Annotated in this window: 16 protein-coding genes; 15 read left to right on the top strand and 1 reads right to left on the bottom strand. The window is 65.0% G+C overall.

All coding sequences use genetic code 11. The annotated features are described in order from the left end of the window. Positions 1-31 precede the first annotated feature (31 nt). The 14 genes from ACX12D_RS14445 to ACX12D_RS14510 all read left to right on the top strand — a co-directional run bounded on the left by ACX12D_RS14445 (position 32) and on the right by ACX12D_RS14510 (position 16,375). Entirely contained in the window at positions 32-538 is a 507-nt protein-coding gene (locus ACX12D_RS14445; protein WP_459371628.1) for a pilus assembly PilX family protein, read from the top strand. A gap of 41 nt (positions 539-579) precedes the next feature. Next, positions 580-5,391: a pilus assembly protein gene (locus tag ACX12D_RS14450; protein ID WP_459371629.1), complete on the top strand. Its 4,812-nt coding sequence runs from the start codon at positions 580-582 to the stop codon at positions 5,389-5,391. Positions 5,392-5,429: 38 nt separating this feature from the next. Next, positions 5,430-5,861, top strand: coding sequence for a type IV pilin protein (locus tag ACX12D_RS14455; RefSeq protein WP_459371630.1), 432 nt, complete (start codon positions 5,430-5,432; stop codon positions 5,859-5,861). Positions 5,862-6,471: 610 nt separating this feature from the next. Next, complete coding sequence (locus ACX12D_RS14460; RefSeq protein ID WP_459371631.1) at positions 6,472-7,413, top strand: PilW family protein; 942 nt, start codon at positions 6,472-6,474, stop codon at positions 7,411-7,413. Further along, entirely contained in the window at positions 7,407-8,036 is a 630-nt protein-coding gene (locus ACX12D_RS14465; RefSeq protein ID WP_459371632.1) for a pilus assembly protein, read from the top strand. The genes ACX12D_RS14460 and ACX12D_RS14465 overlap by 7 nt, the downstream gene beginning before the upstream one ends. Continuing rightward, positions 8,033-9,565, top strand: a complete 1,533-nt coding sequence (locus ACX12D_RS14470; protein ID WP_459371633.1) for a pilus assembly protein — start codon at positions 8,033-8,035, stop codon at positions 9,563-9,565. The genes ACX12D_RS14465 and ACX12D_RS14470 overlap by 4 nt, the downstream gene beginning before the upstream one ends. A 65-nt stretch (positions 9,566-9,630) precedes the next feature. Beyond that, positions 9,631-10,080 (top strand): type IV pilin protein, encoded by a 450-nt coding sequence (locus ACX12D_RS14475; RefSeq protein WP_441634289.1) that lies wholly within the window; start codon positions 9,631-9,633, stop codon positions 10,078-10,080. A 94-nt stretch (positions 10,081-10,174) separates the two neighbouring features. Next, entirely contained in the window at positions 10,175-10,672 is a 498-nt protein-coding gene (locus tag ACX12D_RS14480) for a GspH/FimT family protein (protein ID WP_459371634.1), read from the top strand. A gap of 60 nt (positions 10,673-10,732) precedes the next feature. After that, entirely contained in the window at positions 10,733-11,851 is a 1,119-nt protein-coding gene (ribD, locus tag ACX12D_RS14485; RefSeq protein WP_174422587.1) for a bifunctional diaminohydroxyphosphoribosylaminopyrimidine deaminase/5-amino-6-(5-phosphoribosylamino)uracil reductase RibD, read from the top strand. Between the two features lie 84 nt (positions 11,852-11,935). Further along, positions 11,936-12,565: a riboflavin synthase gene (locus ACX12D_RS14490; RefSeq protein WP_400093254.1), complete on the top strand. Its 630-nt coding sequence runs from the start codon at positions 11,936-11,938 to the stop codon at positions 12,563-12,565. A gap of 258 nt (positions 12,566-12,823) precedes the next feature. Next, a complete protein-coding gene (gene ribBA / locus ACX12D_RS14495) occupies positions 12,824-13,936 on the top strand; it encodes a bifunctional 3,4-dihydroxy-2-butanone-4-phosphate synthase/GTP cyclohydrolase II (protein ID WP_459371636.1) in 1,113 nt (370 codons plus the stop codon). A 66-nt stretch (positions 13,937-14,002) separates the two neighbouring features. Next, positions 14,003-14,506 (top strand): 6,7-dimethyl-8-ribityllumazine synthase, encoded by a 504-nt coding sequence (gene ribH, locus ACX12D_RS14500; protein ID WP_267604010.1) that lies wholly within the window; start codon positions 14,003-14,005, stop codon positions 14,504-14,506. Continuing rightward, the gene (nusB, locus tag ACX12D_RS14505; protein ID WP_150984095.1) at positions 14,499-15,020 is read left to right on the top strand and encodes a transcription antitermination factor NusB; all 522 of its coding nucleotides are present in this window, start codon (positions 14,499-14,501) and stop codon (positions 15,018-15,020) included. Before ribH ends, nusB begins: the two co-directional genes overlap by 8 nt. 173 nt (positions 15,021-15,193) lie before the next feature. Beyond that, positions 15,194-16,375 carry a pyridoxal phosphate-dependent aminotransferase gene (locus tag ACX12D_RS14510; RefSeq protein WP_174422591.1) on the top strand — a complete coding sequence of 394 codons (1,182 nt, stop codon included), beginning with the start codon at positions 15,194-15,196 and terminating at the stop codon, positions 16,373-16,375. An 86-nt stretch (positions 16,376-16,461) separates the two neighbouring features. On the opposite strand, the gene ACX12D_RS14515 is transcribed toward ACX12D_RS14510, so the two are convergent. Next, positions 16,462-17,529: a lytic transglycosylase domain-containing protein gene (locus tag ACX12D_RS14515; RefSeq protein ID WP_459371637.1), complete on the bottom strand. Its 1,068-nt coding sequence runs from the start codon at positions 17,527-17,529 to the stop codon at positions 16,462-16,464. Between the two features lie 632 nt (positions 17,530-18,161). On the opposite strand from ACX12D_RS14515, the gene ubiD reads away from it, so the two are divergent. Further along, positions 18,162-19,691 carry a 4-hydroxy-3-polyprenylbenzoate decarboxylase gene (ubiD, locus tag ACX12D_RS14520; protein WP_459371638.1) on the top strand — a complete coding sequence of 510 codons (1,530 nt, stop codon included), beginning with the start codon at positions 18,162-18,164 and terminating at the stop codon, positions 19,689-19,691. Positions 19,692-19,739 lie beyond the last annotated feature (48 nt).

Consider the following 19,739-nt stretch of genomic DNA (forward strand, 5'->3'; position numbering starts at 1 on the left):
CCGCGGCGCCCCAGTGCGCACGCAACGCGGCATGTCACTGATCGTGGTGCTCCTGTTTCTCGTGATCCTGACGATGCTGGGATTGTCTGCCAGCCTGACCAGCCTTTCCGGCGAACGCATGGCGCGAAACTCCCGCGACCAGAACATCGCCCTGCAGGCGGCGGAAGCGGCTTTGCGGGATGCGCGCACCGATATCAGCATGACACGCGCCCTGAGCGGCCGCACCGGCGCGTCGGACACCTGCGATGTCGCCAGCTTCAAGGGCTTCTGCATACCGGCCACCTCGGGACAACCGGTATGGGAACGCTACATCGAAGATGGCGCGCACTCCGTCACGCTCGGCGAAATGACCCAGCAGGCAGCGCTGACCGCCGGGAATGTGTCGAAGCAACCGCGCTACATCATCGAATCCCTTCCGGACATCGCCGACGGCAGCCTGCGCGCCGGCTCCACCCGCTATGTCTTCCGCGTAACCGCCATTGGTTACGGAGCCAATCCGAACACCAAGGTCATGGTGCAGGAAGTCGTCCGGTTCTGAGCCGTTCTGCGCAACCATCCTAAACATCCGTCGAGCGCACCATGACCCAGCAAGCCCGTTTCCGCCCCGTCACCGGCCTCCAGTTGTTGCTGGCCCTCGCGTCCGCCATCCTGGCCGTCGCATCGGCATGCGCCACGCAGCTGAACTTGGCAAAGCGCCCCCTCTATGCGGGCGGCAATGTGCCGCCCATGGTGATGATCGACCTGTCCAAGGACCATACACTGCACCAGAGGGCCTACAACGACTACACCGACCTGAATGGTGACGGCGTGCTCGACACGACCTATACCAACAGCATCGACTACGCCGGCTACTTCGATTCGTACAAGTGCTACACCTACGATGGCAGCACCCAGCATGCCTTCGTGCCGTCAGCCGTCACTACCGACAAGTACTGCAACGGCTCCGCCTGGAGCGGCAACTTCCTGAACTGGGCGAGCATGAGCCGCATCGACGAAGTGCGCAAGATCTTGTACGGCGGCTTCCGCTCCACAGATACCGCGACCACCACTGTGCTGGAACGTGCCTTCCTGCCGATGGACGCGCACGCATGGGCCAAGTTCTACAACGGATCCGATGTCAGCAAACTGGTTCCGCTGACGGTGGAAGCGGCCGGGCCCACATTGACGTCGAGCACCACGGTCACCGTCGCGGCCAATGTCATCACCGGGATCAAACTCAGCTCGGTCGCGAACATCAGCATCGGCGACCAGATTGTCATGACCGCCAACTCACCCGCACCGGCCAACACGACCCTGACGGGCTGGGTCATGAGCGTGGATACCAGCAGCAACAAGACCATCAGCCTTGCGGTCTATCCAGACGGGGTTTCCAAGCCTAGCGGCGCCGCAAACAGCTACAACAGTTGGGCGGTGACCAACCTGACCCGAGGCGGGCTCACTATCTGCAACGTGACTCCTAAGGATTCAAGCAACGTCAACTCCCAGAGCAATACCCAGGCGCCGCAACTGCGGGTTGTCTCCGGCAATTACGCCACTTGGGGCGCCAGCGAAAAATGGCAATGCAACTGGTCGGAGGAGCAAAATAATACGCAAAGCTCCTTCCTGACCAAAATCAACGGCACGAGCGTAACCGGCTCATCCAACGGCAACCGGGCAGCCCTTTCCGGCATCAATGCCTCGGCAGAGAATCCAGTGAAAGCGGCCCGCGCCCTCGGCACCGGCGAAAGCAGTGGCACCTTCAATGCACGCGTGCAGGTCTGCGTGCCGGGCCTGCTTGGCACCGAGAACTGCAAGCAGTACGGCTCGTCCTCCTACAAGCCCTTCGGCCTGCTCCAGAAATACGGTGAAAGTGGCCAGATGTTGTTCGGGCTGATGACCGGCACCTATGACAAGAACATCTCGGGTGGCGTGTTGCGCCAGAACGTAGTGAATTTCTCCCAGGAAGTCGATCCGTCGAACGGCACCTTCACCTACGCGGCGAGCTCGCCTGTGAAAGGTATCGTCTGGAATGTCAATAAGCTGCGGCCGTACGGCTACAGCTACAGCGACGGGAGCTACGTCAATGCTGACAGTTGCAACTATCAGCAGACTTCCATCGTACCCAACAACGGTTCCACATCGCAAAACCAGCCAGCTAACGAAGGCAACTGCTCCACCTGGGGCAATCCGATCTCCGAGATCTACCTGGAGTCCTTGCGCTATTTCGCCGGAAAGACCGCGAATTCCAGCTTTGCACCGAAGAGCAGCAACAGCAAGGATGCGGCGCTGAGTCTGACCACGCCCACATGGGCGAATCCAATGGACTTGCCCTCCACCAACGCGAACAAGGCGCCCTACTGCACGCCGTTGAACACGCTGGTGTTCAACTCAAGCGTCTCTTCGTACGACAACGATCAACTCGCTGGCTTCACGGATCTGAACACAGCCGATGCCAACAGCACTTGGACCGATAAAGTCGGTGCCGGAGAGAGCATCAATGGCGGTAGCTGGTTCATGGGTGGGGTCAACGGTGGCCTGATCGACAACCTGTGTTCCGGCAAGACAATCTCCAAGCTGAGCGACGTACTTGGCATTTGCCCCGAAGGTCCTTCACAGAAGGGGACGTTCCAGATCGCAGGTGCTGCGCTCTACGCGCACATGAACCGGATTCGCTCCACCAGCCAGGCGGCAACGCTGGGCGTGCCAACGGCCGACGCCACCTCCCTCAAGGTCACGACCTACGCCGTCCAGCTGGCCACCAACACGCCCAAAATCAACGTGAATGTAGGCGGCAAAACCGTCACCATCATGCCTGCGTACCAGTTGCACCCGCAGTCGCCCAACTCGGTAACTGCGGACGCCAGCACCGGAACACTAGTGGACTTCAAGGTCATTTCGCAGACGGCCTCGAGCGGCAAGTTCTACGTCAACTGGGAAGACTCTGTCGCCGGCGGCGATTATGACCAGGATGTCTGGGGCATCCTCAGCTATACAGTGACGGGCAATACAATCCAGGTATCGACCCAAGTGGTCTCCGGCTCGTCGGCGAACGGCCAGGGCTTCGGCTATGTCATCTCCGGCACAACTAAGGACGGCCCACACTTCCATTCAGGCATCTACAACTTCAAGTACACCGACCCGGCACCTGTCGCCGTCACGCCTTCGAGCGCGCCCATCAACACATCAGGCGGCTGCAATCTGTGTAACTTCGGCGATCCCCAGACCACCGTCAGCTACACGGCCAGCGGGACAGTGGCTTCGCAGTTCATGGATCCGCTTTACTACGCAGCAAAATGGGGCGGCTTCAAGGACCTGAACGGCTCGGGCACACCCGATCAGGTCTCCGAATGGGATGTACGCTTGTCCGATGGCAGCGGCGGTTCCGACGGCTTGCCGGACAACTATTTCTACGCCACCAACCCAGGCGCGCTCAGCAGCGCGCTGGAGCGCGCGTTCCTGTCGATCCTGCAGACTTCCTCGGCGGCATCGGTGGCGACCAGCTCCTCGTCACTCACGACCGGATCGACGATCTACCAGGCTCGTTTCAATGGCACTGACTGGTCCGGTCAATTGCTCGCATACGCTGTCGATACCAACGGCATCGTCAGCAACCCTGCCCTGTGGGATGCGGGCGCAAAAATGAAGACGGTCAACGCGACCGCCCGCAACATCCTCACTTACGATGGCACGTCATCGGCAAATGCCGGGATTCCGTTCCGCTGGGGCAACCTGCCGGCAAGCTATCAGAGCACGCTTAACCGCAGCGACACGCTAGGAAGTGCACGCCTTAATTGGATTCGCGGCGACCAGAGCAATGAAGGGACTGCAACCGGCAAATTCCGCGTCCGGCCCAACTCGGTCCTTGGCGACATCGTCAATTCCAGCCCGCAGTATGTTGGCCGCCCCAACGCGGGCTACGTGGACGCCGACTATGCCACCTTCGTCCTGGGCAAGAAAAACCGCAAGCCCATGCTCTATGTCGGCGCTAACGACGGCATGCTGCATGCGTTCTCCGCGAACCCGATTACGAGCGGCAGCGACGCCGGTACGGAGTTGTTTGCCTACGTGCCTTCCGCGCTATACGCCAATCTGCCCGGGCTCAGCGACCTTGCCTACACGCACGCTTACTATGTCGACGGCACGCCCGCGGTGACGGATGCCAAGGTCAATGGCAGCTGGAAGACTGTGCTGGTGGGCGGGCTTGGCGGTGGCGGAGCGGGCATCTACGCATTGGATGTGACCAACCCGGAGAGCATCAGCGAGGGCACGGCCGCCTCGACCGTCCTCTGGGAGTTCACCAGCAACGTCGATGCGGACCTGGGCTATACCTTCGGGCAGCCCTCGATCATCAAGATGGCGAATGGCAGGTGGGCAGCAATCTTCGGCAATGGCTACAACAGTGCCGCAGGCAAAGCGTACTTGTACGTCGTGTTTCTTGACAGGCCCGCAGGCTCGAAAAGCTGGGTCCTGGGCACCGACTATCTGAAGCTGGCCACGGGTGCCGGCTCGGTCTCCACGCCGAACGGGCTTTCGCAACCGTTCCCCGCTGACGTCGACGGCGATGGCACTACCGACTTCATCTACGCCGGCGACCTGCTTGGCAACTTGTGGAAGTTCAACATGAAGAGCACCACGGCTTCTGCCTGGGGCCTGCAAACCGCGAACACGCCGCTGTTCGTCGCTACCGATGCCAGCGGCACCCGGCAGCCGATCACATCGTCCGTGGATGTCACGCGCAACCCCGCGGGCGGCTATGTCGTGCTGTTCGGCACGGGCCGCTATGTAGACACGGCTGACCCCGTGAATATGTCGACGCAGACTTTCTACGGCATCTGGGATCAGAATTCACCCACTTTGAGCACGGTTGCCCGCAGTTCACTGGTCGCGCAGACCATCAACCGGGAAGTCGATGCCAACGGCTACACCTATCGTATGGTGAGCCAGAACCAGGTCCTCTATGCCGCCAACGGCAAGCAAGGCTGGTATCTCGACCTGGTGTCGCCCGCTTCCGGCATTCAGGGCGAGCGGGTGGTCTACAGCCCACTGGCGCGCGGAGACCGCATCATCTTCACGACACTGATCCCTTCAGCGAACTCCTGTGACAGCGGAGGGACCAGCTGGTTGATGGAACTCGCATCGCTATCCGGCGGGCGCCTGACGGTCACGCCATTCGACGTGAATAATGATCGCACCTTCTCTTCAGCCGATTTCCTCAACGACGGCGCCAATGGCAACGTGCCGGTTGGCGGACGGAAATCCACCGTCGGCATTACGCCGGCGCCCACGGTCACAAAGTGCGGGACGAGCAAGGAATGCAAGTTCATGACCGGCACCACTGGCAACCAGGAGACCGTGGGAGAGAGCGCATCGAGCCAGACGGGGCGGTTGTCTTGGCGGGAGATCCTGCATTGACCTCGCCACGTAGCATCAAGATCATGAGGAATATCGCCATGAAAGCAGTACGTTTGGCGCGAACACCCGCACGGGGCTTTACGCTGATGGAGGTGATGGCCGTTGTGGCCATCGTCGGGATCCTGACGGCAATCGCCATCCCGAACTACACGCAGTACGTGCTGCGTGCGAAGCGAACCGAAGGCAAGGCCGCCCTGCTGAAGACGCAGGGCGCGCTCGAGCGCTACTACACGGTGAACAATACCTACACGCAGGATCTCACTGCCCTGGGCGCGAGTGCTTTCTCCGGGGATAACGCCGCGGGTAGCGCCTATACCATTGCGGTTGTCCCTGGCGTCAACGGCATCGCGGTGAGCTATACCGTCAACGCGACGCCGGTCGGACAGGACGCGCTATGCGGGGTCCTGTCCATTGACTACCAAAACACCAAGACGGCCAGCGGCACGGGAACACAGTCACAGTGCTGGTGAATCACCAGATCACGCAGGAAGAGGGTTAGCGGTTTCGAGGTCGAAGTGAAGGTCAAGAAATTTGCCCCCTGGCCCTTTTGAGAATTCTCCTCAGTCAAACTCTACAATTCGGAACATTTGCAGCGCACCATCCTGGTTATCTTCTGGCATCCCGTCTTTGATGCGAGATTGCCATGCCGCTGGGAACCGGACGACTGCCTCACCCATCATCCGTAAAGCAGGGGCTCCCCTCCCCGCCTCGCGGCTTCATCCTCATCGAATCCCTCACCGCCCTCGCCGTGGTCGGCGTCGGGCTGCTCCCGCTTGCTGCGCTGGCGCCGTTCGCTCTAGGCGCGCTGCGCGGCTATGAGGCCCTCGGCCAAGCTACACGTGCAGCCGCGGAACTAGCGGAGTTGGAGGATCCGGGCCTTGCGCTGTCGCCCCTTCAGGCCCGCGGCATTGGCCCGAATGACCTCCAGCTGTGCCAGTCGCTTGCTTCGGCGGAGGATGGCGGGTGCTCGCCGGGATCAAGGCTGGCGGTCGTCGGGCCGCTGTCCTTGGCTTCGTCGAGACCTGCCGGCGGCGTGCGGGGCGCGGCCGCGCTGCGCGTTGTTGCCCTCTGGATCCGGCCATGAGGGCTCGTCGCGCACAAGGATTCTCGTTGATCGAACTGATGGTTGGCCTGGCTCTCGGCCTGCTGGTCAGCGCGCTGGCTGTGTCTGCGTTCCATGCCGTCCAGGTCGCTTACCGCACCGCCGTCGATCTCGTGCTGCTGGAAGAACGCGGCCAGCGGGCGCTTGCGATCCTCACCCACCTGGTCCGGCATAGCGGTTGGCAGCCGGTCGGCGCGGCCTTGCCGGCCAATGCGCCACCGGCGCTGTCAGGGCGCGACGATTGCGGCCAGCCGGGCATTGCCGCGCTGCCCACCTGCCCTCGCCGTGGCGTCAATGGGAGCGATGCACTGCTGGTGCGATTCAGCGGCAGCGGGCGCGCGCAGGATCCGACGTTGCCGGACCAGACCATGATCGATTGCAGCGGGTATGCGTTGCCGGCGGTAAGCGTTGGCGGATCGGCTGGTGACGCAGCCCGCGCTTATGCGGGAGAGAGCTTGCTCTATATCGCCACCGGCGCGGATGGCGAGCCGCAGCTGTTGTGCCGCTATGCCAGCCGGCGCGACGGGCGGGTGCTAGGGGGAAGATGGACTTCGGGCGCCCTGGTGCGTGGCGTGGAGGCCATGCAGCTGAGATACGGCATCGATACCGATGGCGATGGCAAGGCCGACACGTTCCTGCGCGCCGAGGAACTGCGCGCCAGGGGTGAGGCGGCCTGGCGCGAGGTATTGGTGGTGCAAGTGGCACTGGTGCTGCGTGGTGAGCGCCCACTGGCACTGGCAGCGACGCCACGCGAGCTCACCTTGTTCCCACCAGGCGCCCCGGGCGCGCATGGCGGCGCCGGCCTCCATGCCGACGACCTCGTTTTCACGCCGCGTGACCGGCCTGCCTTGATGCGCCGGGTGTACTCGGCATCCGTGCGGCTGCGCAATGCCTTGCCCTGCACAGAGACACTATGCTGAGCGCCAAGGTTGCGCCTTGCCTGTGGCGCGGCAGCCGGGGCAAAGGGAGCACCACGCTCCTGCTGACGGCCACGATGCTTCTGCTTGTGGCCGCCACAACCCTGGCTGGCCTTCAATTCCTGCTCGCCAGCAGGCAAGTGACCACTTACCTGCTCGAACAGGAGATCGCCTTTCGCGCGGCGGAGACAGCCTTGCTCGACGCGGAAGCGGAGTTGATGGCGGCGCTCAGCAACGGCGCGTCCGGCGTGGATAGCCGCCTTGCCGCATGGCCGCCGCCGGGCCAATGTGGCGCCGGCGCGCAGCGGGGACTCTGCCGGCCCGCCCCGGGCATGCCGCCGCCATGGCTGAACTGGCTCGATTCGCGCCGGCCGGATGAGGCCACCGGCATCGCGATGGGCACCTTCAGCGGCGTTACCCTGCCGGCCTTGCCACTCGGAGCGGCTGGGGCGGGCGCCATGCCGCGGTACGTTGCCGAGTTGATGCACGAGCGCCCTCCAGGCGAATGGCTGGGATCCGACTACGCGCCAGGCGCGGGGCAACGGCTGCGTTTTCGCATTACTGCGCTAGGGTTGGGGCGCGACCCGGCGGTACGCAGCTTGCTACAGAGCGAGTTCCAGCCATGACCCGCCCCGCCCGGTACCACAACTCGCTGATTGCGCTCGCCGCCGGGCTGCTGTTTGCAGGCACGGCACAGGGCGCGGGGAGCACGCCGCCTGTCCTGGTACCGCCCCCCAAGTGGATACCTGGCTGGCCGGGCCACGCGGAGTTCGTCGGTCAGCACGGCTCGCGCGCTGCGCTGGCCTGGCTGGGCATGCGCGATGGCAGCCTGCGCGCGTTCAATGCGACGTCCGGCGACGAAGTACTCGCTTACCAGCCGCGCCCAATGCGAAAACAGGGCGCCACGCCCTGCCCCCACCCCGAGGCTGCCGACGTCTCGCTCGAACCCGGCCGCTGGCGCACCGTGCTGCTGTGTGGCCTTCCGGCGAACGCAGCCGATCCACAGGCAAGCGTTTTCGCCCTCGACATCACGAATGCAACGGTGCGGCCACCAGTAGCGCCGCTCTGGGAGGCCAAGGCCTCCGACACGCTGCCGCTGGCCCCGTCGGGCCCCGTCCGCGCATTGGCGCTCTCCACGCATGAAGGCCCGCGCTGGTACGCCATGGTGACGCTGGGCGCCTCGCACGGTCGCCAAGCCCACCGAGGCGGGCCGCATCGCGATCCGCCCGGGCAGCAAGCCGGCATCGCCATGCTGCCCCTGGACAAACCCACGTACGCGCCGTGGCAAGGACGCCACGCGATACGGCGGCTGCTCCTGCCGACCGGCGGTTGCGAGAGCGCCGGACCCAACCCCGCACTGCTTGCCGCGAGCATCCTGCCAGATACTTCCGGCGTGGCCCTGGCGGCGTATGCGGTGGACGCCGCCGGCGGGCTCTGGCGTTTCGATTTGCGTGGCGCGATGCCATGGCACGATAGCGGCCGGCGCGTCGACTGCATTTACCGGATGGACAACCCAGCGCCATCGTCGCGCGCGATCGTGCCCCCTGCCCTGATCAGCGCCGCCGGCGGCCACCTGGTGGTGTACGGAAACGGCACCCATGTCAGCGCGGTGTTCGACAGCACTGCCCTCGCGGACACAGGCAGCCCAAGTCGCGGCGGCGCGCGCATTGTGGCCCTGCCCCAAGGAGGCGGCGTGGTGCTGCGCCGGCAGGTTCACACGCCGGATATGCAAGGCCGACCAGCATCCACCGCGGGCTGGCACTTGCCTCTTCCCAATCCCGGCGAGCATCTGGAACGGCTTCTCCCGGCCGACCCGGGCTACCTCGGCTTTGTCACCCGGACGCCCGACGCGCGCCAGCGCGCGTACCTGATCCACGCGCTGAGCGGCGAATCCACTGCCAGCGCACAGGCTGGCGGGCCTCTCACTCACGTAGCAACCGGGTTCGAGGCCAGCGCCAAGGCGACCGTCGTTCTCGAACGCGCAGCACTACCGCCAACACTTGCGCCGCTACCGGGTGTCACGTCGCAAGAAGACGTGACCCTCACGCTCTGGTCCCTGGAGCAAGGAAGCGCCGTGCTACTCAACCGCACCGTCGCCAGCCGCCGCACCGGCCGCCTCAGCTGGCGCGAGCTGATCCGCTCCGGGTCGCCGTGAGACTCGGATGCGCCCCCCAGACCCATCCACTGCCAACCGCGCCACCGCATCCCGGAGACCCATGCATGACACCCCGCCATCGCCCAACCGGCTTCACCCTGCTCGAGTTGCTGATCACGCTGACTGTCTCCGCCATCCTGATGGCAATGGTGATGCCTGCCTGGCACCAGCATATGGAACGCGGCAGGCGCGCCGAGGCGCGCAGCGCACTGATCGGCTTGATGCTGGACCTGGAGCGCCATGCGCTCGCCAGCACGAGCTTCGCCGCCCAGCCGGGCGGCGCGACGGTGGCCGGCAAGTGGCCGCAGTCGGTGCCCGCCCAAGCGGCGCACCCGCGTCATTGGATCAATGCCAGTGCCTGCCCGGGCAGCGGGCTGGCGCATTGCGTGGAACTGCGCGCCGTGCCGCAGACGCCGGACGCGTCATGCGGCACGCTGATACTGCGCAGCACCGGCGAGTGGCTTGCCCAGCCCGCTTTTGCCGCGGAGCCGGTGCCGCTGCCCCAGGCGTGCTGAGGCGGCCGTGCGTCGGATCTGGCACTGGCATTGGCATCGGAATTGGCACCGGCATTCGCGTCGCGGCGCAACGCTTGCCGAACTGCTGACCTGCGTGGCTGTGCTCGCCATCCTGGCGGCGCTGGCTTTCCCGTCCTGGCAGCGCTTGCAGGCGCGCCAGCAGGTGATGCTGGCGGCAGACCGCCTGGCCGGCTCGCTGGCGGTGGCGCGCTCGGCCGCCATAGCCCGGCGATCCGACGTGGTGCTGACGCCCTTGCCGGGTGCTTCGTCGCTGGACCACGGCTGGCGGCTGGCACTGGAGCCAGGAGACGAGCCGGACCAGGACAATGCCGGCTTGCTCGCTGTCGTCGAACTGCGCGACGCCTGCCTGCGCATCGTCCTGCGCTCGACCGCGCAAGGCAGCAATACGCTGCGCATGACAGCTGTGGGATACTCTCGCTCAGAGCAAGGCGGGTTTCTCGCCGCCACCTTCACCGTGACCTGCCGGGGCGAACAGCGGCAGCTAAGGCTCGGTGCCCACGGCCGCGTCCGCTTGTGCACGCCGGGGCAGGATGCCGATTGCGACGGCCTCGCACAGTCCGAGCCGCCCTGATACCTGATGACTGTAACCCTATCCAACTCACCGCCCGCGCGGCAGGAAGCACCAGGCCACATGTTCTCCGATACCGACCACGCAGCCATGGCACAGGCTCTCGCGCTCGCCGAGCGTGGCATGTACACCACCACGCCCAACCCGCGCGTTGGCTGCGTTTTGTCCAAGGACGGCAAGATCATCGGCCAGGGCTTCACCCAACCCGCCGGGCAGGATCACGCCGAGATCCAGGCGCTCAAGGATGCCGCGGCGCGCGGGAACGATCCCAAGGGTGCCACGGCCTTTGTCACGCTTGAGCCCTGCAGCCATTTTGGCCGGACGCCGCCCTGCGCGGACGCGCTGGTGCGCGCCGGCATCGCGCGCGTGGTGGCCGCCATGGAGGACCCGAACCCGACGGTTTCGGGCCGTGGCTTGCAGCGGCTGCGCGAAGCCGGCGTGGACGTACGCTGCGGCCTGCTCGAAAAAGAAGCCCGCGAACTCAACATCGGCTTTGTCAACCGGATGACGCGCGGCCTGCCCTGGGTGCGTGTCAAGGTGGCCGCCTCGCTCGACGGCGGCACCGCGCTGCACGACGGCAGCAGCCAATGGATTACCGGCCAGGCGGCACGCGACGACGGCCACGCCTGGCGTGCGCGCGCCAGCGCTATCCTCACCGGCATCGGCACCGTGCGCGACGACAACCCGCAGCTCAATGTGCGTGCCGTGGACACGCCGCGCCAGCCTCAGCGCGTGGTGGTGGACTCCCGGCTGGAGATTCCCCTGGATGCGCGCCTGCTGACACCGGACACCGGTGACTTTGCCAAGCCCGTGCTGGTGTTCTGCGCCTTTGACGATACAGCGCGCCGGCGCGCCCTGGAAGCCCGCGGCGCGGAAGTGGTGGTGCTGCCCAATCCGCACGGCAAGGTGGAATTGCGCCACATGCTGGAAGAACTTGGCCGGCGCGGCATCAACGAGCTGCACGTGGAAGCCGGCTTCAAGCTCAACGGATCGCTGATCCGCGAGCATTGCGCAGATGAGTTGCTGATCTACCTCGCGCCCAAGCTGCTAGGCGACGCGCAAGGCATGTTCCAGTTGCCGCCCCTGGCGCGGCTGCAGGACGCCGCGGCCTTCCGCTGGCACGACGTGCGCATGATCGGCGAAGACCTGCGCCTGATCGCGCGCCGCGCCGATCACGTCTGATCGCCTGACGGCAAGCTATGCGCAAAACGAATCCGCTGCGCACCTGCTAGCATGCGTGTTTTCCCATTGCATCAAGCATCGATCATGTTCACTGGCATTGTCGCGGCCGTCGGCCGCATCGAAACCGTATCCCCGCTGGGCGCCAGCGAAGCCGCAGCCGATGCCGGTGTGCGCCTGCGCATCCGTGCCAACGGGCTGGACCTGTCAGATGTCATCCTTGGCGACAGCATCGCTATCCAGGGTGCCTGCATGACGGTCATCGCGCTGGACGGCGACGCCTTCGACGTCGATGTCTCCCGCGAATCGCTCGACAAGACCGCTGGCCTGGACAAGCCCGGCCGGGTCAACCTGGAGAAAGCGCTGACCCTGGCCGACCGCCTCGGCGGCCACCTGGTCTCGGGCCATGTCGACGGGCTTGGCGAAGTCACCCACTTCGCGCCGGTCGGCGAGTCGCATGAACTGCGCGTGCGCGCCCCGCGCGAGCTGGGACGCTACCTGGCCTACAAGGGGTCGGTGGTGGTCAACGGCGTGTCGCTGACGGTCAACAAGGTCATCGACGACGAAGACGGCTGCACGTTCTCGATCAACCTGATCCCCCACACGATCGAGGTCACCACGCTGCAGGACCTGAAGCCCGGCGCGCGCGTGAACCTGGAGATCGACCTGATCGCGCGGTACGTGGAACGCATGTTGAGCGCGCCAAAGCCCGCCTGACACACGCCTTTTTGGCACCCGGGTGGCCCGCCAAGGCCACCCGTCTTTCCGCCCCCGCCGCCGCACGGAGGGCCATCTGCATTGGCCCTGCGGGCGCCGCGCGCCCTGCGGCGCCTGGTTGACGTACAATATTGGGCCAGACCGCTGCCGCGGCCAGCCGGTATACCGCTGAAGCGGCAGCCGGCCAGCAAGCCATCCCGCCCGAAATTCAGCCAGAATTCCAGCCCAAACCTCAGCCAGCTTCCCAGCCTGCAAGCTATGACAATCGCCCGTACAGAAGAAATCATTGCCGAAATCCGTGCCGGCCGCATGGTCATCCTGGTTGACGAGGAAGACCGCGAGAACGAGGGTGACCTGGTCCTGGCTGCCGATTTCGTCACACCGGAGGCGATCAACTTCATGGCCAAGTATGGCCGGGGCCTCATCTGCCTGACGTTGACCGCCGAACGCTGCCGCCAGCTCGAGCTGCAACCCATGGTGAGCCGCAATGGCACGGTGCATGGCACCAACTTCACGGTGTCGATCGAGGCAGCCGAAGGCGTCACGACCGGCATCTCGGCGGCCGACCGTGCCCGTACCGTGCAAGCCGCGGTGGCCAAGGATGCCCGTGCCGCCGACCTGGTCCAGCCCGGCCATATCTTCCCGTTGACGGCCCAGCCCGGTGGCGTGCTGATCCGCGCCGGCCATACCGAAGCCGGGTGCGACCTGGGCGCGCTGGCCGGCCTGACGCCGGCCGCGGTGATCTGCGAGATCATGAAGGACGACGGCACCATGGCGCGCCTGCCGGACCTGATCGAGTTCGCACAAGAGCATCACATCAAGATCGGCACCATTGCCGACCTGATCCACTACCGCAGCCGCACCGAGAGCATCATCGAGCGCGCTGGCGAGCGCACCATGCAAACGCCATATGGCACGTTCCACAGCATCATCTATCGTGACAAGCCGAGCGGCCGCGCCCACCTGGCGCTGGTCAAGGGCAACCCCCAGGCTGATCGCGAAACGCTGGTACGCGTGCACGAGCCGCTTTCCACGCTGGATCTGCTGGAAGTGTCGCGTACCACGCACTCCTGGAGCGTGCCGGCCGCGCTCGAGGCTATTGCGCAGTCCGAGCATGGCGTGATGGTGCTGCTGAACTGCGGCGACACGGCCGAACAGCTGTTCACGCAGTTCTCGGCGCTCGACACGCCGCAAAACCGCCCGCGCGTAAAGCCGGACCTGCGCACCTACGGCACCGGCGCCCAGATCCTCAAGGATCTCGGCGTGGGCAAGATGCGCGTGCTGGCATCCCCGCTGAAAATGCCGAGCATGACCGGCTATGACCTTGAAGTGACTGGCTACCAGCCCATGAGCGGCGGCCAGGCTAACTGAACTACCGGATACACGGCGGCCGCGAGCCTGTCGCGGGCCGCCACCCCGAACCCAGGAGAAGATAAGATGGATCACGGTTTCTACCCCAGCAACCTCGAAGGTGAAGGCCTGCGCATCGGCATCGTGCAAGCGCGCTTCAACGAGCCGGTTTGCGCCGAATTGCTCGAAGCCTGCGTTGCTGAACTGGAAAAGCTGGGCATCGAAGGCGAGGACACCCTGGTGGTGACCGTGCCGGGCGCGCTCGAAGTGCCGCTGGCATTGCAAAAGATGGCTGAAAGCGGCCAGTTCGATGCGCTGGTCGCGCTGGGCGCGGTCGTGCGCGGCGAGACCTATCACTTCGAGCTGGTGTCGAATGAATCGGGCGCCGGCATCAGCCGCGTCGGCCTGGACTTCAATGTGCCCATCGCCAACGGCATCCTGACCGTCGACACCGACGCCCAGGCCCATGCCCGTACCCGTGAGAAGGGCCGCGACTGCGCCCGTGCCGCGGTGGAAATGGCCAACCTGGTCTCCGCGCTGGATTCGCTGCGCAGCCAGGAAGCGGATGAAGACGAGGACGACGATGAGTGATGCGCCCGAGAGCAGCAACCCCGCCGGCAAGCCGGCGGACGACGCCGGCGCGAAGCCCGTCGCCAAGGCCGAGCCTAAGGCAGCGCCCAAGAGCGCGCGCCGCCGCTCGCGCGAACTCGCGCTGCAGGGCCTGTACCAGTGGCTGCTGAACCGCAACGATACCGATGCGATCCAGGCCCACCTGCACGACGCCCAAGGCTTCAACAAGGCTGACCGCGAGCACTTCGATGCACTGCTTAATGGCGCGATCCGTGAAGAAACCCGGCTGACGGGTGCTTTCGAGCCGTTCCTGGACCGCCCGGTCAGCGAGTTGTCGCCGGTCGAACGCGCGGCCCTGCTGATCGGCAGCTACGAGCTGATCCACTGCGTGGACATTCCGTACAAGGTTGTCATCAACGAAGCCGTGGAACTGACCAAGACCTTCGGCGGCGTCGAAGGCTACAAGTACGTCAATGGCGTGCTGGACAAGCTGGCCGCCAAGGTGCGCGCGCCGGAACTGGCCGCCCGACGCTGAACAACGGCAACCGGCGCCGTTCACGGTGCCATGCTTGCCGTACCGACACCCGCTCCGGCGGGTGTTTTTACTTCTACCGCGGCCAACACCCGCCTAATTGCAGCTTAACTGCGGCTTAACCGCAGCCCAACCCCGATCAACCCGCCTATCAGGCCCACCAAGCCTATCCCACCATGGATCTGCAGCGCCTCGCCACTGCCTCCCGTCTTGCCAATATCGATGCCTTCCACGTGATGGAGCTGGCCAAGCAGGCCGCCGAACTCGAGCGTGCCGGGCGCCACATCATCCACATGGGGATCGGCGAGCCCGATTTCACCGCCGCCGAGCCCGTGGTGCGGGCCGCCGAGGCTGCGATGCGCCGCGGCGTCACCCAGTACACCGGCGCGCTGGGCATTGCGCCGCTGCGCGAGGCCATCGCCGGCTATTACAAGACCATGTACGGGATCGACATCCCTGCGCGCCGCGTGGTGGTGACCGCCGGCGCCTCGGCTGCGTTGCTGCTGGCCTGCGCGGTGCTGGTGGAGATTGGCGCGGAGGTGCTGATGCCTGACCCTAGCTACCCCTGCAACCGGCATTTTGTTGCCGCCTTCGACGGCCGCGCGAAGATGATCCCGAGCGGCCCCGCCCAGCGCTTCCAGCTCACGGCTGAGCAGGTGGAGACACATTGGGGCGAGCAGACCCGCGGCGTGCTGCTGGCGTCGCCATCCAACCCCACCGGCACCTCGATCCTGCCGGACGAACTGGCGCGCATCCTGAAGGCCGTGCGGGCCCGCCAGGGCTTTGCCATCGTCGACGAGATCTATCAGGGGCTGTCGTACGATGCACCGCCGGTATCGGCGCTGAGCCTGGACGACGACGTCATCACCGTCAACAGCTTCTCCAAGTACTTCAATATGACTGGCTGGCGCCTGGGCTGGCTGGTGGTCCCGGATGAACTGGTAGGCGCCTTCGAGAAAGTGGCGCAGAACCTGTTCATCTGCGCGTCAGCCGTCGCCCAGCACGCCGCGCTGGCCTGCTTCTCCCCCGAGGCGCTGGCGATCTACGACGCGCGCAAGGCGGAGTTCCACCGCCGCCGCGATGCCATCGTGCCGGCGCTGGAGTCGCTGGGCCTGCGGGTGCCGGTCAAGCCAGATGGCGCCTTCTATGTGTATGCGGACTGCCGTGGCGTCAACCACCCGTCCGCCGGCGATGCCGACGCCCTGACCCAGGCCATGCTGCACGATGCCGGCGTGGTGCTGGTGCCGGGCCAGGACTTCGGCCCCTACACGGCGAGCGACTACATCCGGATCTCCTACGCAACCTCGATGGAGAACATCGAGGAGGCCATGGCGCGCCTGGGCAAGTTCTTCGCCTGAACGCCAGCCAGAGCCGTCAGGCAACGAAAAAAGCACCCCGGAGGGTGCTTTTTTTCTGTGCTGCCCGAGATACGAGGATCTCGCGATCAGGCGCTTTTCGGCACGTTGCCTGCCGCTTCCAGCTTGTCGCCGGCCGTGCCGTGACGATGCTCGGCCTGTGCCTTGGCATCCACCGCCACTTCCGGCTTGGCCGACACCGGCTCAGCCGCGACGCTGCGCACGCCAGGCAGTTGGCGCAGGCGGGCACGCTCTGCCAGCACCTTGGCGCCATATCCGCCATCGGTGTTGGTGGTCGCCGCACCCACGTAATACTTCAGGCCGCCTTCCAGCGAACCGGCGCGGGCGATGCAGTCCTTGAGCACCAGCGCACCGATCTTGATGTTGGCGTACGGGTTCAGCGCGGCTGCCACGCCGCCCACGGCCTCGTACTTGTCCTGATGGACCTTGGTCATCACCTGCATCAGGCCCTGCGCGCCCACGCCGCTCTCCGCGTACGGATTGAAGCTGGACTCGATCGCGATCACACCCAGGATCAGCAGCGGATCGATGCCGACCTCGCGCCCCGTCAGGTATGCGGCCTTCACCAGTTGCGCCGTGGCCTGCGCCGCCACGCGATACTTGCGAGCGATGTACTCAGCCACCACAGCCTGCTCGCGCGCGCTGCCCAGCGTGGCCGGGTTACGCGCGTCAAGCGCCACGCGCTGCGCCGGGATCTGCGCGGCCAGGTGCGCCACGGAGGGCACCTTGCCGGCGGGCTGCTGGCCCCAGTCGTCCGTGCCGGACACGGTCGGCAATCCTGCCGGCTTGGACTGCGCCATCGTCAGGCCCAGCTTGGCCGCGGCCACGTCGGCCGTGGACGCAGGCACTGCCGCTTCCATCAATACCGCAGGCGCTTCCTCGCCGGCCAGCGCACCGGCCAGGGCCGTACGCCATTCCTGGCTGACAGACAGCGATACCGCGGCGACTACAGACACAACCCCGAGAGTGTTCAGGGCATATTTCAACGTTGCGCGACCGCTGCGTAAAGCGCGGCCAGCGACCGGATGCGCAAGGCGGACCTGCAATGCCCGACTCACTCCGGGTACCGGGTGTCTGAAACGGACCTGCAATGCCCGCCCGACTCCGGGAAGATGAAGGGTTTTCCAACCACTCATACTTACCTCCATCCGCTGTCCGCTTCGTGCCACGCTGCTGCGCCACACGCCCGTTGACCGCGTATTCAAGTAAGGATGCCGCGCCGCCCAGCAAAGACGTCCAGCACCTGTTGGTGGGCGCTCCCCATGCGCCCAACGAGAAACAGGGTAGGCTCTTGGGGGAGCCTGCCCTGCCGCGAACTACTCAAAGCACCCGGCCACGGCCGGGGCGATCGATCGAATCCGTCCTGCTCAGACGCATCCGCTCATATGATCAGATATGGATAATTCCCCACTAATCCCCTTGACAGGGCAGAAGAAAATGTGCTGCACCGCAACACTCCAACGAGCAGAACCGGATTGTAGGAACCCTTTTATACATCGTCAAGAATAACGTTTCGAATAAACAAAGCTTTTGGTTATATGTAACAAGGGTCTTTGACGCACTTCCGTGCCCCCTCCAATGGGTGAAACTCAGTACTGGCAAAGCATGGAGGCCATCCTTGCCGACCGAGGCGGAGTCAAAAAATTTACAATTTGGACATGCAAATTGGGACGATTTTTTTGTGCCCCACCCTATTAATGTGAATATTGCATCACACAACTTGCATGGACAGGTGCGCTAACGTGCCTGCGCCTCAATCGAATAAATCATGAAATACAACGACTTGCGCGATTTCCTGGGCCAACTGGAAGGCCTTGGCGAACTGAAACGGATCGGTGCGCCGGTGTCCCCCAACCTCGAAATGACCGAAATTTGCGACAGGCTGTTGAGAGCGGGCGGGCCGGCAGTCGTGTTCGAAAACCCGAGCGATCCCCATCGGCCTGGTCACACTTATAGCGTGCCCGTACTGGCCAATCTGTTCGGCACGACACGCAGAGTCGCCCTCGGCATGGGCGCGGAAAGCCTGGCCGACCTGCGCGACATCGGCCGCGTTCTGTCAGCGCTCAAGGAGCCCGAGCCGCCCCGTGGCTTGCGCGAAGCCGGCAAGCTCTTCACCCTGGTCAAATCGGTGTGGGACATGGCGCCCAAGCGCGTCAGCAGCCCGGCCTGCCAAGAGGTGGTGTGGGAAGGCAACGACGTGGACCTGGCGCGCCTGCCGATCCAGACGTGCTGGCCGGAAGACGCGGCACCGCTGATCACCTGGGGCCTGGTGATCACCAAGGGTCCGCACAAGAAGCGCCAGAACCTTGGCATCTACCGCCAGCAGGTGATCAGCCGCAACCAGGTCATCATGCGCTGGCTGGCGCATCGCGGCGGCGCGCTGGATTTCCGCGAGCACGCGCTGGCCAACCCCGGCAAGCCGTTCCCGATCGCGGTAGCGCTGGGCGCGGACCCCGCCACCATCCTCGGCGCCGTCACCCCGGTGCCCGACACCTTGTCGGAATACCAGTTTGCGGGCCTGCTGCGCGGCAGCCGCACCGCGCTGGCCGGCTGCATCACGCCGACGCTGTCCGAGCTGAGCGTGCCGGCCTCGGCCGAGATCGTGCTGGAAGGCCACATCCAGCCCGACCCGGATCACCCGTCCGGCTACCAGCATGCGCTGGAAGGCCCGTACGGCGACCACACCGGCTATTACAACGAGCAGGACTGGTTCCCCGTCTTCACCATCGACCGCATCACCATGCGGCGCGATCCGATCTACCACTCCACCTATACCGGCAAGCCGCCCGATGAGCCCGCGGTGCTTGGCGTGGCGCTCAATGAAGTGTTCGTGCCGCTGCTGCAAAAGCAGTTCCCGGAGATCACCGACTTCTACCTGCCGCCGGAGGGCTGCAGCTACCGCATGGCCGTGGTGCGCATGAAGAAGCAGTACGCTGGCCACGCCAAGCGCGTGATGTTCGGCGTCTGGAGCTTCCTGCGTCAGTTCATGTATACGAAGTTCATCGTGGTGGTGGACGATGATGTCGATGTGCGCGACTGGAAGGAAGTGATCTGGGCCATCACCACCCGCGTCGATCCCGCGCGCGACACCGTGCTGGTGGAGAACACGCCGATCGACTACCTCGACTTTGCCTCGCCGGTGTCGGGGCTGGGCTCGAAGATGGGCATCGATGCCACCGATAAATGGCCTGGCGAGACCACCCGCGAATGGGGCCGTCCGATCCAGATGGATGCCGCGGTCAAGGCCCGGGTCGACGGCATGTGGGACGCCTTGTTCGAAGCCCGCGCCAACGCATGATGGCGGGCAGCAGGTAAGATCACACCAAAACCGCACCGCAACCCATCC

It is taken from the genome of Cupriavidus sp. PET2-C1 (assembly GCF_054515855.1).

What these genes read in the sequence shown, in the direction of transcription:
- ACX12D_RS14475 (WP_441634289.1), top strand. Translation starts at nt 9,631, where the DNA reads ATGACACCCCGCCATCGCCCAACCGGCTTCACCCTGCTCGAGTTGCTG.
- nusB (WP_150984095.1), top strand. Translation starts at nt 14,499, where the DNA reads ATGAGTGATGCGCCCGAGAGCAGCAACCCCGCCGGCAAGCCGGCGGAC.
- ACX12D_RS14465 (WP_459371632.1), top strand. Translation starts at nt 7,407, where the DNA reads ATGCTGAGCGCCAAGGTTGCGCCTTGCCTGTGGCGCGGCAGCCGGGGC.
- ACX12D_RS14460 (WP_459371631.1), top strand. Translation starts at nt 6,472, where the DNA reads ATGAGGGCTCGTCGCGCACAAGGATTCTCGTTGATCGAACTGATGGTT.
- ACX12D_RS14450 (WP_459371629.1), top strand. Translation starts at nt 580, where the DNA reads ATGACCCAGCAAGCCCGTTTCCGCCCCGTCACCGGCCTCCAGTTGTTG.
- ACX12D_RS14490 (WP_400093254.1), top strand. Translation starts at nt 11,936, where the DNA reads ATGTTCACTGGCATTGTCGCGGCCGTCGGCCGCATCGAAACCGTATCC.
- ACX12D_RS14515 (WP_459371637.1), bottom strand. Translation starts at nt 17,529, where the DNA reads ATGAGTGGTTGGAAAACCCTTCATCTTCCCGGAGTCGGGCGGGCATTG.
- ribBA (WP_459371636.1), top strand. Translation starts at nt 12,824, where the DNA reads ATGACAATCGCCCGTACAGAAGAAATCATTGCCGAAATCCGTGCCGGC.
- ACX12D_RS14510 (WP_174422591.1), top strand. Translation starts at nt 15,194, where the DNA reads ATGGATCTGCAGCGCCTCGCCACTGCCTCCCGTCTTGCCAATATCGAT.
- ribH (WP_267604010.1), top strand. Translation starts at nt 14,003, where the DNA reads ATGGATCACGGTTTCTACCCCAGCAACCTCGAAGGTGAAGGCCTGCGC.
- ubiD (WP_459371638.1), top strand. Translation starts at nt 18,162, where the DNA reads ATGAAATACAACGACTTGCGCGATTTCCTGGGCCAACTGGAAGGCCTT.
- ACX12D_RS14470 (WP_459371633.1), top strand. Translation starts at nt 8,033, where the DNA reads ATGACCCGCCCCGCCCGGTACCACAACTCGCTGATTGCGCTCGCCGCC.
- ACX12D_RS14455 (WP_459371630.1), top strand. Translation starts at nt 5,430, where the DNA reads ATGAAAGCAGTACGTTTGGCGCGAACACCCGCACGGGGCTTTACGCTG.
- ACX12D_RS14445 (WP_459371628.1), top strand. Translation starts at nt 32, where the DNA reads ATGTCACTGATCGTGGTGCTCCTGTTTCTCGTGATCCTGACGATGCTG.
- ribD (WP_174422587.1), top strand. Translation starts at nt 10,733, where the DNA reads ATGTTCTCCGATACCGACCACGCAGCCATGGCACAGGCTCTCGCGCTC.